The sequence below is a fragment of the Bacillus sp. 2175 genome, assembly GCF_057812155.1.
The window spans coordinates 4972907-4989645 of the sequence record NZ_CM173819.1 but is presented as its reverse complement, the minus strand read 5'-3'; the positions used below and the strand labels follow the sequence as shown (position 1 = coordinate 4989645).

General features: G+C 37.1%; 13 protein-coding genes and 1 riboswitch. Of the genes, 7 read left to right on the top strand and 6 right to left on the bottom strand.

What is annotated here, in order from left to right; genetic code table 11:
• Positions 1-139: 139 nt before the first annotated feature.
• Complete coding sequence (locus ACXKY9_RS26095; protein WP_000665352.1) at positions 140-2068, bottom strand: LTA synthase family protein; 1929 nt, start codon at positions 2066-2068, stop codon at positions 140-142.
• 546 nt (positions 2069-2614) lie between these two features.
• Between ACXKY9_RS26095 and ACXKY9_RS26090 the strand changes: the two genes are divergently transcribed.
• A complete protein-coding gene (locus ACXKY9_RS26090) occupies positions 2615-2980 on the top strand; it encodes a YkvA family protein (RefSeq protein ID WP_000810370.1) in 366 nt (121 codons plus the stop codon).
• Positions 2981-3030: 50 nt separating this feature from the next.
• Positions 3031-3522 (top strand): metal-binding protein, encoded by a 492-nt coding sequence (locus ACXKY9_RS26085; protein ID WP_001139064.1) that lies wholly within the window; start codon positions 3031-3033, stop codon positions 3520-3522.
• 71 nt (positions 3523-3593) lie between these two features.
• Here the strand turns inward: ACXKY9_RS26085 and ACXKY9_RS26080 are convergent, their stop codons facing one another.
• Positions 3594-3911 carry a magnetosome magnetite crystal formation protein family gene (locus tag ACXKY9_RS26080; RefSeq protein ID WP_001014099.1) on the bottom strand — a complete coding sequence of 106 codons (318 nt, stop codon included), beginning with the start codon at positions 3909-3911 and terminating at the stop codon, positions 3594-3596.
• A gap of 929 nt (positions 3912-4840) precedes the next feature.
• On the opposite strand from ACXKY9_RS26080, the gene ACXKY9_RS26075 reads away from it, so the two are divergent.
• The 3 genes from ACXKY9_RS26075 (at position 4841) to thiC (ending at position 9844) form a co-directional block, all read left to right on the top strand.
• Positions 4841-5971 carry an RNA-guided endonuclease InsQ/TnpB family protein gene (locus ACXKY9_RS26075; protein ID WP_000599348.1) on the top strand — a complete coding sequence of 377 codons (1131 nt, stop codon included), beginning with the start codon at positions 4841-4843 and terminating at the stop codon, positions 5969-5971.
• Between the two features lie 151 nt (positions 5972-6122).
• Positions 6123-7784 carry an L-lactate permease gene (gene lldP, locus ACXKY9_RS26070; protein ID WP_001099340.1) on the top strand — a complete coding sequence of 554 codons (1662 nt, stop codon included), beginning with the start codon at positions 6123-6125 and terminating at the stop codon, positions 7782-7784.
• A 71-nt stretch (positions 7785-7855) separates the two neighbouring features.
• Positions 7856-7971, top strand: a riboswitch (TPP riboswitch).
• A 112-nt stretch (positions 7972-8083) separates the two neighbouring features.
• Positions 8084-9844 carry a phosphomethylpyrimidine synthase ThiC gene (gene thiC, locus ACXKY9_RS26065; RefSeq protein ID WP_000814481.1) on the top strand — a complete coding sequence of 587 codons (1761 nt, stop codon included), beginning with the start codon at positions 8084-8086 and terminating at the stop codon, positions 9842-9844.
• A 101-nt stretch (positions 9845-9945) separates the two neighbouring features.
• On the opposite strand, the gene ACXKY9_RS26060 is transcribed toward thiC, so the two are convergent.
• From ACXKY9_RS26060 to cydA, 3 genes are all read right to left on the bottom strand, one after another.
• Positions 9946-11304, bottom strand: a complete 1359-nt coding sequence (locus ACXKY9_RS26060; RefSeq protein WP_000021121.1) for an arsenic transporter — start codon at positions 11302-11304, stop codon at positions 9946-9948.
• Between the two features lie 431 nt (positions 11305-11735).
• Positions 11736-12761, bottom strand: a complete 1026-nt coding sequence (locus ACXKY9_RS26055; RefSeq protein WP_000272788.1) for a cytochrome d ubiquinol oxidase subunit II — start codon at positions 12759-12761, stop codon at positions 11736-11738.
• Entirely contained in the window at positions 12754-14109 is a 1356-nt protein-coding gene (gene cydA, locus ACXKY9_RS26050; RefSeq protein WP_000381987.1) for a cytochrome ubiquinol oxidase subunit I, read from the bottom strand. The genes ACXKY9_RS26055 and cydA overlap by 8 nt, the downstream gene beginning before the upstream one ends.
• 255 nt (positions 14110-14364) lie before the next feature.
• Here cydA and ACXKY9_RS26045 point away from each other — a divergent pair, with 255 nt between their 5' ends.
• Both ACXKY9_RS26045 and ACXKY9_RS26040 read left to right on the top strand, forming a co-directional pair.
• Positions 14365-14514, top strand: a complete 150-nt coding sequence (locus ACXKY9_RS26045) for a hypothetical protein (protein WP_000283181.1) — start codon at positions 14365-14367, stop codon at positions 14512-14514.
• A gap of 90 nt (positions 14515-14604) precedes the next feature.
• The gene (locus tag ACXKY9_RS26040; protein WP_001231654.1) at positions 14605-15690 is read left to right on the top strand and encodes a hypothetical protein; all 1086 of its coding nucleotides are present in this window, start codon (positions 14605-14607) and stop codon (positions 15688-15690) included.
• A gap of 47 nt (positions 15691-15737) precedes the next feature.
• Here ACXKY9_RS26040 and ACXKY9_RS26035 read toward each other — a convergent pair whose 3' ends face one another.
• A complete protein-coding gene (locus ACXKY9_RS26035) occupies positions 15738-16622 on the bottom strand; it encodes a LysR family transcriptional regulator (RefSeq protein ID WP_000421928.1) in 885 nt (294 codons plus the stop codon).
• Positions 16623-16739: the final 117 nt, after the last annotated feature.

Sequence of the window (16739 nt, the reverse complement as noted above, 5' to 3'; positions counted from 1 at the left end):
AATATGTAGAACCTCGTTTACATATTTTATTATAGAGATTCTTCATTAACACTATGTGAATATTTGGTAAAGGTTATGTAATTTTAAAGTTAATGAATATAAGTAGTTGTATGGAAGAAAATAAAAAAAGAGGCTGAGATTACTCAGCGCTCTTCTTTTCTTCTTTAATAACTGTTTTTACTTCACCAGTTTTGATCTTATTACTTTCAGAGAAGCGAAGTAAGTCACCTTCAATGATTTTATCAGACATGTTCAATTCATTTTGGGCACGATCAATTAGTGGCTGGGATTCTTCTTTCGGTAATTGTACAACTTCGCCAGTAGCACGGTCATAGAATGTACTGTTTGTGTACATGTATTTATCTGTAACGAAGCTACCGTCACGAAGAACAACGAATCCTTTATTATCAGGTGAGAATACATCATGACCGAATCGAACGTCATTTGTAGAATCTACACCAAGTAAGTTTAGAATAGTTGGTTTAATGTCAATTTCACCAGTTGGTTTTGAAATTGTTTTACCTTCTTTTTGACCTGGAACGTGAATAAACATCGGTGTTTTTTGTAAGTTCATATGGTCAAATGCAGTGATTTCTTCTTTTCCTAAGAACTGTGCCATTGCACGGTTATGGTTTTCAGAAATACCGTAGTGGTCACCGTAGAATACGATTACTGAGTTGTCGTAAATACCTTCTGCTTTTAGACGCTCAATAAAGTGTTTCATTGCTTCGTCTAAGTAACGAGCAGTTACCATGTAACGGTCAAATACGCCATCACCAGAATTGTATTCGTCGATTAATTTCGTATTATCATCGTAAGTGAATGGGTAATGATTCGTTAAAGTAAGGAAGCGAGTATAGAATGGTTGCTTCACTTGTTTTAACATATCAACAGATTGATCGAAGTACTCGATATCTTTTAATCCCCAGTTTAGTTTTGTTTCCGGTGTAATCTTGTAGTCAAGCTCGTTGTAGTAACGATCATAACCAAGTGCCGGATACATAATGTTACGGTTCCAGAATGTTGCGTTGTTTGCATGGAATACTGCAGTGTAGTATCCTTGCTGACGTAAAATTTCTGGAGTTGCTGTATATTCATTGTTACCGTGTGTGAAGAATACAGCACCGCGGTCTAGTGGATATAAAGAAGTATCTACTAGGAATTCAGCATCAGATGTTTTACCTTGCCCAGTTTGATGGAAGAAGTTATCAAAGTAATAACTTTCTTTCGTAAATTGGTTTAAGAATGGTGTAACTTCTTGTCCGTTAACTGTTGCGCCAATTAAGAATGTTTGTAACGACTCAAGAGAGACAACAATTACGTTTTTCCCTTTTGCAGTACCGAACATATTTGGATCTGGTTTACTTTGTGTTGTTTTCACATAGTTTTCTGTTTCTTGTAATTTACTACCGTCAGCGAATGCTTTTTGTGAACTTGATTTTGCTTGTAAGCCAAGATCGTATACTTGGTGTACATATAATCCTAAGTTTTTAACAAGCATAACGCGGTCGAATGAACGTGTTAATAGTTCTGGGCGTTCAGCTTCTGCAAGTCCTAAGTTTGCGAAGAAAATAGCAACTGTTGATACGAAGTATAGGGAACGCATCGGGCGTGCTACACGCTCTGTAGGTGCAAAGTTTTTCATTTTCTTTAATAGAACGAAGAAAATGATAATGTCTGCAAATGCAAGAATAATTTTGTAGTTAAATAATTCTTTCACACTAGAACCTAAACTTCCGAAGTTAGATGTTTGTCCTAGCACCGGTAATGTAACGAAGTCATTGTAGAATCCGTAGAACATTACGTTACCAACAAGAACGATTGTTAAGACAAAATTAATTCCAAGTGCTATATAGTTACGTTTTTTCCCTTTTGCAAATAATGCAAGACCAACAAGCAGTAATGATGCTGCTAATGGGCTAAGGAATAAAATGAATTCTTGCATGAAAGATTCAAGTTTTAAGTCAAAGCTTGTGCGTGTAATAAGGTAAGTTTTCAGCCATAAGGCTAAAGCTACGAATACAGTAAAACGCACATTTTGAAATTGTGATTTCAAGGTTTCTTTCATTCATTTCCACCCTTTCTCTATCAGGCTTGGTCGATTTTGGAGCGAAAAATGCTAAAATAAAAAATACATAGTTTTCTTGGCCATAATTAAAGGTTCTATATTCACCCATATACGACTATAACTATGCATACCCTTTTGGTTTCTTTTGTTGCTCATAAGCATAACGTCATTTCTGTATTATACAACAAAATTCATTTCTGAGAAACACTATAACATTTTACATTTTTTGTATAAGATTTGTCACTACCAGAGAAAACTTTAACATTCGTTTATATGTCCGTCAACTAGAAAATATAACAAAGGTAGAGCAGAATGTTAAGTGGAAGTGAAAATTTTCTTTGTTGAGAAATAAGAAATGAAGATGGGTAAGGGTTATCTAGAAATCTATTATATGAAGGAAATAGTGTAAAAATTAACGAACACTTGTTCTTTTTTGGTTTGTTTGTTACAATAAAAGTTCATTGATAGGTTTTGTGTAATTTCCATAAACTTTTACTGATAACATATTGTAGCTTATTTCTTTTTAAAAATAGGGAGGCTTTTTACATGAAACAAAAATTTTCAGTTGAAGCGTTTTGGAAGAAAGTAAAACATGTTGCAAAGCAAGCAGGGCAATCGGTCATTTATGCAAGTTTATTACTGTTTTACGTTTTGCAAAGACCCGATGTTCCAAAACGAGTGAAAATTATTGTAATTGGAGCACTTGCTTATTTTATTGCACCGATTGATGCGATTCCAGATTTCATTGCTGGAATTGGCTATACGGATGATTTAGGGGCGTTAACGGCCGCACTAATACAGGTGTCGTTATACGTCAATGAAGATGTGAAAGATAAGGCACGAGTGAAGTTGGCAGAATGGTTTAGTTCGGATATAGACACAACATTTATCGATCAGAAATTAGGTCAATAGGTGAAATCTGTCATAAGGTGACAGGACGAACGTAAGCGAGGAAGTGCATTATGCCATCAGGAAGAACGCATACGAAAATAAACTTAATATCCCTTCCGGTTGTTTTGTTTTTGCTCTTTTCGTATGGATTAACAAATTTTGATTTTTTATTAACTTTTGCAATTGGTTTTTTAGTAGGTACTTCATTTTTAACACCAGATTTAGATACGTACAGTAATGCTTATAACAAATGGGGTTTCTTACGTATATTTTGGTATCCTTATAAGAAAGTAATGCCGCATCGATCTTTCTTTACGCATACGATTATACTTGGTGATGTGATTCGTATTGCGTACATGTTAATCGTTTTTTCTCCATTTTTATTACTATTAAATGTAGTCGCACTGGATGGTAATTTAATAGAAATTGCGAAGAAGCATGAGGTTGAAATTGTAACGTTCTTAATGGGAATTGTTGTGGCAAGTACGCTCCACATTATAGCGGATAAAGTGAATACGCGCCGAAAGAAAATGATGAGAAAAAAGAAGAAACGCAGAAGATAAAGTGAACGAATTAGGAAAAGGGCCCCTTGCAAATTGCAAGGGGCCCTTTTTAAACAAACATTTGTTTAAAATTAAGCTTTCAGCACTTTAATGCCTTTTACAATGTTCCAGATGAAGTAGTATAAGCTGATGATTCCGCAAATAGCTAAGACAATCATTGATCCAATTCCAAGTGTTACGTCTGGTTGATCAGATCCAAGGCCCATAATTCCTAGAATAGTTACGCCAATGAATGTAGCGATACTTGGAATGATGTGTGTCCATAGAGCACGTTTTGCATGTGGTTTTGTTTCAGCGTCTCCCACAATCCAAACGATAATAGGGAATAAGATAGGGGCAAATAGTACACTAAAGTATGATAACGCAGCTAATATTTTATTTCCGTTCATATATATCACCTCATGAATAATTTCTGTTGTTATACTATTATTATGCAATAATTTTGGCAAACTTCCTATCGATGAACATTACAAGAACGTGACGATTTTGTAAGATTTTCTGTTAAATAATAAAATTTTCAAAAAAATCTTTTTTAATAGAAATTGTTATGGTACAGTATAAATGAAAGTTGTTGAAAACGTTTTCTTGAACGTTTTTTTATTTTAGGCTTAAAGGTATGATGACCTGATAGTCTATTGGTGAGGTTATTCTATTTAAAAGGGGATTCTTTAGGGGGGTAACTAACTGTTACGATTTATTTAACCAATTATAACCAAAGTTAATTAAATATATCAGTAAGCCCTGCTAGTCAAGTGATTGGCTAGTAGTGAGGGTTAACTGCGGGCAATCCCTAAAGCTGATTGAACTACAACGTGACCAGAAATGGTGAGCGTGAATGTCGCGAAAGCAGAAAAAATCAATCAGATCGTGCAAGGTTAAATCCTAAACACTAGAACAATGGGTCTTCCGCCTCGAATCATCTAAGTCAAAATGGATAAGATGAACGTTCAACGACTATCTCGTATAACTGACGAGAGTACATCACAAGCCTATGGTGGTGGAAAAATCCTCTATCTCTAAAGAGATAAACATATAGTCTGCGCTCATGTGAAAATATGAGAAGTTCATAAGAGAACTGGCTAAGGAATTGCGCCCTTAGTTGAACGAGATAAATTTAATTAAATCTATCAAACCTCATTGAATCCATAGAACGTATGTGCTACATTGGATTTAATGAGCTAAGAATAATAATGAAATTTTCACGAGTTAGTCAAGTATCGGAATTAACAGGTTTGTATCCTGGTAGTCTCAGGAGAATGCTGGTGGAACACGCTACGATTCAGAAGAACAAATCTTTCATTAAAGGAGTTACATTCTGATGATATTGGCGAAGAAAGTCAGACTGATTCCAACGCCTGAGCAAGAACAAGTGCTTAGAAACCATGCTGGTGCTGCAAGATTTGCTTATAACTATTGTAAAAGAATGAGTGATAGATACTATAAGCTATTTGGAAAATCTGTTTCACAGTTAGCTTTACAGAAACGATTTACAAAGATCAAGAAGCGAAAGAGATATGAGTGGTTAAAAGACATTAATGCACAAGTTCCCAAACAGGCTTCAAAAGATTTTGATACGGCGAGAAAACATTCGTTCAAAAAGTACAAAAATGGTTATCACACTTCTTATAAATCCAAAAAAGATTTAATCCAAGGATTTTATGCCAATTATGAAAGACTGGTTATAGGAAAGAAAGTCGTTCATATTCAGTCTATTGGAGAAGTGAAAACAAGCCAACAACTACCAAGAAATAAAAAACCATCCAATCCACGAGTTACCTTTGATGGTCGTCACTGGTGGATTAGTGTAGGGTTCCAAGAAGACTTTGAATCACAAGAACTAACGAATGAGTCGATTGGTGTGGATGTTGGTTTAAAAGAACTTTTTGTAGCTTCTAATGGTATGAAAGAACGAAATATAAACAAAGATGCTAAGGTTAAAAAACTTTTGAAAAGGAAAAAGTCAGCGCAAAGAGATATGTCTAGGAGATTTAAAAAAGGTGTGAAAATTCAGTCTGCCGGATATGAAAAAGCGAAAGCTGAGCACCTGCGGTTATCTAGGAAAATTATGAATATCCGAAATAACCATATCCATCAAGCAACAGCTAAATTGGTGAAAACCAAACCAATGAGGATTGTTGTGGAAGACTTATCTATTTCAAACCTGTTAAAAAACAAAAAACTATCGAAGGCACTTTCCTTTCAAAAATTAAACTTCTTCTTTCAATGTTTGTCATACAAGTGCGAGAAGTACGGCATTGCGTATGAAAAAGCTGATAAATGGTTCGCCTCAAGCAAGATTTGTTCATGTTGCGGAGTAAAATACGACCATTCAGTTCAACCAGAAGGACAATGGAGTATAAAAATACGTGAGTGGTGTTGTGTTTCATGCAATAGCCATCACGATAGAGATTTGAATGCTGCGATAAATTTATCAAGATGGGTAAAATAAATGCTTGATAATAGGAGGTAACGATACTGCCTCGTGTGGAGTGTTATACCCCTCGTCCCTTTGGGGTTGCGAGAACACGATGAAGCACTAACTCGTGTAAATTTGATTGAATTGTATAGATTTAGTTAAGTTTATCGTATCGGAGAGAACAATGAACACATGGACACAAGTTTATGATCCATTCGGAAACATTTGGATTTCGGCAGCGGTCGCACTTATTCCGATTATCTTTTTTTTCTTAGCTTTAGCAGTTTTCCGCATGAAAGGGTATGTGGCAGGATTTATTACAGTTGTACTTACAGTTTTAGTAGCGTTATTCGCTTATAAAATGCCGTTCACGATGGCAATGGCAGCGACCGGATATGGTTTCTTGTACGGATTATGGCCAATTGCTTGGATTATCATTATGTCGGTATTTTTATATAAAATTTCTGTAAAAACAGGTCAATTCGATGTGATTCGTGCATCGGTATTATCGATTACGAATGATCATCGTCTACTCGTTATTTTAATTGGATTTTCATTTGGAGCATTTTTAGAAGGAGCGGCAGGATTTGGGGCACCAGTAGCGATTACAGCAGCACTTCTTGCGGGTCTTGGGTTAAATCCTTTATACGCAGCAGGTCTTTGTTTAATTGCAAATACTGCACCAGTGGCGTTCGGAGCGATGGGAATTCCGATTACAGTTGCTGGACAAGTAACAGGTATTGATCCACATAAAATTGGACAAATGGCTGGGCATCAATTACCGTTCCTATCATTATTTGTTCCATTCTTTATCGTATTTTTAATGGATGGATTTAAAGGGATACGACAAACGTGGCCTGCGTTACTTGTAGCGGGTAGTTCATTTGCGATTACGCAGTTCATTACAGCGACATTTTTAGGGCCAGAACTTCCGGATATTACATCAGCACTTGTAAGTTTAATTAGTTTAGCGCTGTTCTTAAAAGTTTGGCAGCCGAAAGAAATTTATCAATCCGGGCGAGCAAATAGTGAAGTAGCAGTAACAACGACAGCGGCATCGATGCCGAAATTAACGTTTGGAAAAGTAGTGAAAGCATGGTCTCCATTTATCGTATTAACGGTTATGGTAGTCATTTGGAGCCAAAGTTTCTTTAAGGCACTATTTGCTTCAGGAGGGGCTTTAGAAAGTCTTGTATTTAAGTTTGAAATTCCAGGTCTGCATAATTTAGTAATGAAAGCAGAGCCAATTGTAAATAAACCAATGCCTTACGAGGCAATTTTGAAGTTTGATGTATTATCGGCAACTGGAACAGCGATTTTAATTGCTTGTATCATTTCCATGTTTATTTTGAAAATGAATGTAAAAGATGCAGTAGTGACATTTAAAGAAACGTTAAGCGAATTAAAAATGCCAATTCTATCTATCGGATTCGTACTAGGGTTTGCATTTATCGCAAACTATTCTGGTCTATCTTCCACGTTAGCGTTAGCATTAGCCGGAACTGGTGGACTATTCCCGTTCTTCTCACCATTCTTAGGCTGGATTGGCGTATTCCTAACAGGGTCTGATACGTCTGCGAATGCACTGTTCTCAAATTTACAAGCCATTACAGCGCAGCAAGTCGGCGTATCTGAAGTGCTTCTCGTTGCAGCAAATACAACAGGCGGTGTAACAGGGAAAATGATTTCCCCGCAGTCGATTGCGATCGCTTGTGCGGCGGTTGGTCTTGCTGGAAAAGAATCGGATTTGTTCCGTTTTACAGTGAAGCATAGCTTATTCTTCGTAATTATTGTTGGTATTATGACGTATGTGCAGGCGTATTATTTAACGTGGATGATTCCGTAAAGAGCAAAAGAAATAAACTTTTCATTTTTCAGATTATCGTGTATGATGGGAAAGTATTGAAAATTAAATCAGTGATAAACTAGGGGTGCCTAACGTATGCGTAGGCTGAGAGAGAAGCGCGTGAACTTCTTAACCCTTTGGACCTGATCTGGCTCGTACCAGCGTAGGGAAGTTAACGGCTTTACATAATGATGTCTTTATGAGCCAGGTCCTTATTTTTTTATGGACCTGGCTCTTTTTATTTTGGCATGCGCTGGCCATATCTTGTCCTTGTCACGAACAGGGGGGCAACAAAATTTATGAAACAATCTGTTTCAGCTGAGCAAATTGAATTGAAGTCGAGTTTACCAGGGAGTAAGAAAGTATATGTGGATGGACCACGAGAAGGTATGAAAGTGCCGATGCGTGAGATTGAACAAAGCGAAACGAATGGCGTTCCAAATCCACCAATCCGTGTGTATGATACGAGCGGTCCTTATACAGATCCTGCGTATAAGGTCGAGTTGGAAAAAGGAATTCCAACGCCGCGCCACTCTTGGATTATGGGGCGTGGTGATGTAGAAGCATACGAAGGGCGTGAAGTGAAACCAGAGGATGACGGTGTGAGAGTAGCTTCGAAACATACACCTGTTTTCCCGCAAATGGATCGCCAGCCACTTAGAGCAAAGCAAGGTGCAAATGTTACGCAAATGCACTATGCACGTAATGGCATTATTACGTCTGAGATGGAATACGTTGCGATTCGTGAAGGGGTAGAGCCGGAGTTTGTTCGTAAGGAAATCGCAGAAGGCCGCGCTATTTTACCAGCGAATATTAATCATCCAGAAGCTGAACCGATGATCATCGGGCGTAATTTTCATGTGAAGGTAAACGCGAATATCGGAAACTCAGCTGTATCTTCTTCGATTGCAGAAGAAGTAGAGAAGATGACATGGGCAACGCGCTGGGGTGCGGATACGATTATGGATTTATCTACAGGTAAAAATATTCATACGACGCGTGAGTGGATTATTCGTAACGCGCCTGTACCAGTTGGAACTGTACCGATCTATCAAGCGCTGGAAAAAGTAAACGGAATTGCAGAAGATTTAACGTGGGAAGTATATCGTGATACGTTAATTGAGCAGGCGGAGCAAGGCGTAGATTACTTTACAATTCACGCTGGTGTATTACTTCGTTACATTCCAATTACTGCAAAGCGTACGACAGGTATCGTTTCGCGCGGTGGTTCGATTATGGCACAGTGGTGTTTATTCCATCATAAAGAAAACTTCCTATACACTCATTTTGAAGAGATTTGTGAAATTATGAAGCAGTATGATGTTTCGTTCTCTCTTGGAGATGGATTACGCCCAGGTTCAATTGCAGATGCAAATGACGAAGCACAGTTTTCTGAGCTTGAAACACTTGGTGAATTAACCAAAATTGCTTGGAAACATGATGTGCAAGTTATGATTGAAGGACCTGGACACGTACCGATGCACTTAATTAAAGAGAATATGGAGAAAGAGCTTGATATTTGTCAGGGCGCGCCGTTTTACACACTTGGGCCGCTAACGACAGATATTGCACCAGGTTATGACCATATTACATCTGCAATTGGAGCTGCTATGATTGGCTGGTTTGGAACAGCGATGCTTTGTTATGTAACGCCGAAAGAACATTTAGGTTTGCCAAACAAAGATGATGTACGCACGGGTGTTATTACGTACAAAATTGCAGCGCATGCGGCTGATCTTGCGAAAGGACATAAAACGGCTCATCAGCGTGATGATGCACTTTCAAAAGCACGCTTCGAATTCCGTTGGCGCGATCAATTTAATTTATCTTTAGATCCTGAACGTGCGATGGAATATCATGATGAAACGTTGCCTGCAGAAGGGGCAAAGACAGCTCACTTCTGTTCAATGTGTGGACCGAAGTTTTGTAGTATGAGAATTTCACATGATATTCGTGAATATGCAAAAGAAAATGATTTAGAAACGAAAGAAGCAATTGAAAAAGGAATGAAAGAGAAAGCAGAAGAATTTAAAGAAGCTGGTAGTCATTTATATCAATAACATGTTACACCTCTTTACTTGATTGATCACACTGTAGTACCTAACTTTATTATAGAAGAAGCCCCATTTGCTAAGACGGTAGCAAATGGGGCTTCTGTTGTTTATAAGGCAAAGAAGAGATGTACCCAGTAGAATAAGAGAAATAGTGTGACGACTGTTGTGAGCGGGATAACGATAAGGGATACACTTAAATAGTCTTTCCATTTTACTTTAATTTTGTTTTGTTTCAGAATATACATCCAAATGAGTGAAGCTAGCGTACCAATTGGTAGTAATAGTGAACCGATGTCACTACCAATGATGTTTGCAAGATAGATAGTTTTTAATGTGACTGGATCTAGTCCCATTTCTGTTAATGTGATTGTACCAATCATAAGGGCAGGATGGTTATTGAAGACGTTAGAGAGGATGGATACAAGTCCGCCCATCGCAAAGCTAGCATAGAGTAGATGCTGATTCACAATTGGCTCGAGCCATTGTACAAGTACAGCTGTTAATCCTGCGTTGTGGAGTCCGTAAATAATGACGTACATAGAGAAGGCGAAAATTAAAATGTGCCACGGTGTCTTTTTCAAAATGTCGACAGGATTTGTTCGTAAGTAGTACCATCTCCAAATGAGAAGAACGAGTGAACCAAGTACTGCAACGATTTCAATTGGGATGGATAAGAAGGATGCAACGAATAGAAGACAGCGCATCAGGAAGACGAAACCTAATACTTTTAACATGAATCTTGTCCGTTTTTGTTTCGTATCAACAGAATTATTTCCTTTTAGTGGATGGAAGTTTTTCGTGAAGAAAATTTCTTCAATATCATATGAAGAAACAGGTAATTTTTTCGGAAGTTTTTTCTTCAAAACTGTATACATGAGCCATGACATAAATAATAAGCCTAATGTTGCAGGTACAAACATCATAGCAGTATGCATATAAAGAGTCATATGGACGATGTTTAATGCGATTAAATTTACGATATTACTTACACCAATTGGTGCACTAGATGCCGTAGCGATTAAAGCACCACTTAATAAATAAGGAATTTGTTGATGTGGTTTTAATTGAAGGTTTTTTAGAAGAAGAATTAAAATTGGAGTTGTAATTAAAATACTACCGTCGTTATTAAATAAAAGAGTCATAAGAAAACATAATAATTGAATATACCAGTATAAGCGGCGCCCAGAACCCTTTGCTAAATTTGCTAGTTTCGCTGCGGACCAATGGAAGAAGCCGAAGCTTTCTAATATAACTGCCATAACAATAGTTGCTAATATTGTTATGGAGGCACCGCCAATTTTACTTATAATATCCATGATGTCTGGTTTTGATACAAGTCCAGTAATTATGATGATACCAGCTCCGATTGCTGCTGGCCAAGCCTCATTTAAGCCGCGGGGTCGCCAAAAGATAACGATCATCGTTAAGAAAAATACAATAATAGTAATCCATATTTCAATGCTCATATTTTGCCTACCTTTCTATTTTCCCTTGAACAGATGTAGCTTGTCTCAAGTTTATATTGGTAGTATATTCAGCAAAAAATAAGAAGAACTAGACGTATAACGAGATGAACCGAATATGTGTTTTTCATGCTAAAGGACAGGTGTCACGAATAGTGAAATAACTATTATGAGAGGAGTCTATAAATTATTGGGGCAGTAAGATAGTAAATGAAATTTATATGGGCGATTATTGAGATGTATTGGCGCAAGTTAAAATATATCAGCGATTATTGAGATATATCGGCGCAAGTTAAAATATATCAGCGATTATTGAAATATATCGGCGCAACTCAAAATATATCAGCGATTTTTAAAATATATCGACTTATCGACAAAACACGACAAAAGGAGTCTATCCTAAAATGCCTTTTGGAACAGACTCCAATGCTATATTATTTTTCCTTCAAAAAAGTACGATCCTTCAAGAATAAGTTCCAGAAGAAAATAAATCCTGGTAATAAAATTGCAATCCCAATTGCGTATAGAATGAGCAGTGCATAGAACGTTTCTTTCGTTGTAAAGCTTGTAAATACAGTTACGTCAGGATAAATAATATACGGTAAATGCGCGACCCCGTAAGCATAGCTTGCAAATGCATATTGAGCGACGACAGCTAAAACGGCAATGCGAGGGTATCCTAGTGTATTGTACTTTTTGTTTGTCCACCAAAGGGACGAGTATCCGATAACGAATAAAACAATAGAAACTGTAAACCACGGGAATTGCTTTATTAATCCTTGCATAACCCAATGTGTTTCTGGATCCATTACAACGAGGGCAATAATTGCCGTAACGAGCGTTGCAGGACCAAGGATGATAGCATTTCTTCTATAAATTCTATACGTATCTTCTGAACTTTGTTCTCTCGAAAAATCAGCAAGAAAGAGAGAGGAGAGAAATAGTTCAGAAGTTAGTCCGAAGAGCATATAACAGTAGATAACTGGGCTAGAAAGAAGTTTTCCATATAGGAGTACTTCCTTTCCTTCAGACATTGTAATATAGGCTCCCTCTGTAACGGGTAAAACGGTAATTAATAGTGCTGGAATTAATAGACCAGTAATACCTGAAATAACCCGAAGAAGGTATTGGTATTTTGGCAAGGAGTAAGCAAATACCATAAATGTACTACGTACTGCAATGAGCACTAAAATTAACATAACTGGTACGAACATTACTGTCGCAAGAGTAAAGGCCGCTTTCGGAAAGAAGCCGAGAAATGCGACAACGACGAAAACAAGAAACGTATTTGTTACTTCCCAAGTTGGTGATAAGTACCGATTCGCAAGTTTAGCAGCGAGCGTCGGATGTTTTGCGTATACCATGCCCCAAAAACCAGCGCCAAAATCAATGGACCCTAGTATACTGTATACGAAAATAAGGGCCCATAAGATGATGATTGCAATACTTTCCTCATACATGAGAATCGCCTCCTTGGTGTTGTAAATCATTCTTTAATGGATGTCTTCTAAAGAATGTCCGTAGAACAATGACTGTTAAAATAGCGAGTCCAATATACAAAATGATGAACAAAACAAATAAAGGACCGACGAAATCAGCGCGTGTAGATGCATCGACGGTACGTTGCATACCATAAATTGTCCATGGTTGACGACCGCTACAACTGAAAATCCATCCGAATTCAATACCGAGCATCATAATTGGTCCGCATGCGGCAGCCCCCCAAAGTAGCCACTTCGGTAGTTCTGTTCCCTTTTTTCGGTACACGAAATACCAATATAAGAGTGCAATTGTTGCAACAGCAAAGGTAAACGCAGCAGTTCCTACCATTAAGTTGAATAGTGTATGTGTATAAAATGGTGGCCATGTTTCTTGTGGGAATTCGTTTAGTCCTTTTACGACAGTGCTAGGGTCTAGTCCCACTAATAAGCTAAGCATGTTTGGAATTTCAAGTGCATAGTTTAGTTCAAGTGTATTAGGATCCACAACTCCGCCAATGGATAGCGGTGCGTGTGATGTCGTTTCAAATAAAGCTTCAGCAGATGCAAGTTTTTCAGGTGAGTGTTTATGTAAGGCAATCGCTGATTCATGTCCTGAAAGCCACATCGTAGCGCCTGTAATAAATGTAACGACAAGCCCTAATAGCAGCCCTTTTTTATGATAAGCAATTTCACGTGTACTTAAATTTTTCTTCAATAATTTAAATCCAGCAATAGAAGCAATGACAGCTGCACCGGTTGCATAAGCCGTAATAACGACATGAAATGCACTTGTGCCAAAACTTGGATTAAAGAAAGCTTTCCACGGATCAACGTTAAAAACAGATCCATCTGGATTCATTGAAAAGCCTGCTGGTGTATTCATCCATGTATTTGCTGATGTAATAAGCACGGCGGATGCCGTGGCACCAAGCATGACGAAAAATAGCGAGATTAATCTCATAAATGGAGGAAGTTTATCAGCTGCATATACGTAAATCGACATGAATAAAGCCTCCAAAAAGAAGGCGAAAATCTCAATTTGGAAGGGAACAGAAATAACTTGCCCAACAATTTTGGCGAAACCAGGCCAAAGAAGTGAGATTTGCACACCAACAATTGTTCCAGTTGGAATTGCTACACCGAGAAGAATAGCAAACGCCTTTGTCCATCTTTTCGCCATAATGGCATAGTCGGAGTCTTTCTTCCAGTGATAGAGTATTTCGCTTATAAAAATCATCAATGAAAGTCCGACGCCAAGTGTTGCAAAAATAATGTGGAATGCTAATGAAGAACCAAAAAATGCTCTTGCTAATGTTACCGTATCCATATGTAAACTCCTCTTCTTTTTTGCCATTATTTTCTGATTGAATTGGAAGATTTATTCAAAAAAACTACCAAAAATATATATGTATTTAAAAAGTGAATATGATAATATAATGTTGTAATATTTTGAATAGAAAGAAATAAATAGTTTCTCATGTTTTGTTTGTTTTTTTTACAGGAATCTTTTATAATCTTTTATGCGAACATAAGTTCTGTTTTTCGAAAAGAAGAAGTTTATGTGAAATGGAGAGGGTGTTTTATGTATCCTGAAGTCATTAAAAAGATGGCATTTTCAAAAGAGCATAGAGATTTATTATTGAAGCTATATAATAAAGAGATTACACGTCGTGAATATGATCGGCTTGTACAATCGCTATATAAACCTTCTAAAGAGGTTTACGAGGGATAGAAATGGGGGAGACAATCTAGTGGATTGTCTTTTTAAATTTATGTATGTTCTGATAAAATTAAGGTTAGCCTTACTAGGGAGGTGAAAAGATTGCGGAAACGTTTATATATAGGGATTGGAATTATCTTCTTGATCGCTTTAGGTGGAATTGTATTTTGGTCAGCTTTACAAGGAAACCGTACAGAAAATTTTATTTTAAGACATATGGTGAATGACAATGGAACGCTTGCCACGTACCGTTTAGTAGATACTAAGGCAGGTACGGGTGAAGCAAAGGGACGTGAAGCTTTATCAGAATCAGCGGGATTATGGTTACAATATACACTTGATAAAGATGATCAGGCGTTATTTGATGAGCAAGTAAAGGTTATTCAAGATAATTTCGTATATAAGAATCATATCGTTTTATGGAAACTCTCTGAAAAGGGAGAGAGGCAGTCAGCTACAAATGCACTTATAGATGATCTTCGTATTATAGAACAATTATATCGTGCTTATGAAATGTATAAGGAAGAGCGTTATAAAAACCTTGCCGATCAATTAAGTGATGCTGTACTTCGTTATAATAAAAAAGATAATTATTATGTTGATTATTATGATGCAGATGCAGGGAAACAAAATAATTTTGTAACAACATCATACATAAATCCACGTGCATTCTCCTATATGAAGAAGTACGACAAAGTTTCTGCTCAGCAATATCAGGAAGTCGTTCAATTTTTAGCGGACTATCCAAGGCATGGCTGGGCATTCCCGAAAGAGTATAAAGAAGATGGTACATTTACGTACGATAAAGAAGTGAATCTTATTGACCAATCATACGTTGCATATCATCGAAGTTTAGGTGGTCTTTCATCAACTGCTTATTTGGAATTTATAAAGAAGAAATTCCAGGAGGATGGAAAGCTATACGGTCGTTACAATTTAGAAACGGGAAAACAAACTGTGAATTATGAATCGCCAGCCGCATACGGATTAACGATTTTGTACGTACTACAAACAGGTGATAAAAAGTTTGCGAAAGAATTGTATGATCATATGGCCACATTCCGAAATGATAACGTATTTAGTAGATATTATGGTGGATATGTAACAGGTGAAAATAATAATACGCATATTTTTGATAATGTACTACCACTTTTAGCTGAAATGGAATTAAAAAAGAGTGAACAATAAAAGTTGCCACCATATGAGGGTGGCAACTTTTATTTGTTGATATAATTTTACGTCCTAATGTTGGAGAAGTAATCAATCACGAATTCACGGAATTGCTGAGCTGTTTTTGATAAGTAGCGTTTTTTTGACCAACTTAATCCGATGGTTCGCTGACAATTGGGTTCAATAATACGCAACTTGCTTGATGCTAAAGTAGAGTTTTTTAATAAAGTTAAACTTGGAACAAAAGCGATGCCGAGACCTTGCTTAATGAGGTCGCTAATCACGGTCGGTTCATCTACTTCAAAAGCAATATGCGGAGTGAAACCAGCTTCTTTGCAAAATTCATCCGTTAAGTGTCGAAATCCATAGCCAGTGTTCATACTAATAAACGGTTCGTTTTTTACTTCATGCAGGTGGATATTTTTTCGGCCTGATAAACGATGGCCTGAAGGGACGACTAAGAAAATTTCTTCTGTAATAAGTGGTTCCCAAACAATCTCCTCACCTTCAATTGGCACAGAGGAGATACAAAAGTCAATTTCTATATTATCTAGTTGTCGTTTCATAGAAGGAGTGGATGCAAGAAATTGTTGGAATCGAACGTTAGGATGTTCTAGTAAAAAAGAGCCAAGTAGTTCTGGTAATATTCTTGGAATAGAAACGGCCAGTGTAATAGAGCTTTGTTGTAATTCGGCTAAATCTTTAATTTCTCGTTCTCCTTCACTTAATTCATGAAAAATACGTTCTACTCGTTTTAAAAATACTTTTCCGAAAGAATTTAAAGTAATCTGTCGGCCTTGGCGATCAAATAAAGGGACTCCTAAATCCTTTTCGAGTCTAGCAATTGTTTTGCTGAGTGAAGGTTGCGCGATATGCAATTCTTCAGCTGCCTTTGTCATGTGTTCTAGTCGTGCAACTGTCTGAAAGTATTTTAACTGGAGCAGTTCCATTTCGAGTCTCCTTTCTATAGACCAAAAGGAATGAATTAATAATTAAAGATGTATTATACAGTATGTAAAGTGACGTGTATAGTAAATCTGTTAAACCATTCGAAGGGTGTTAAATTA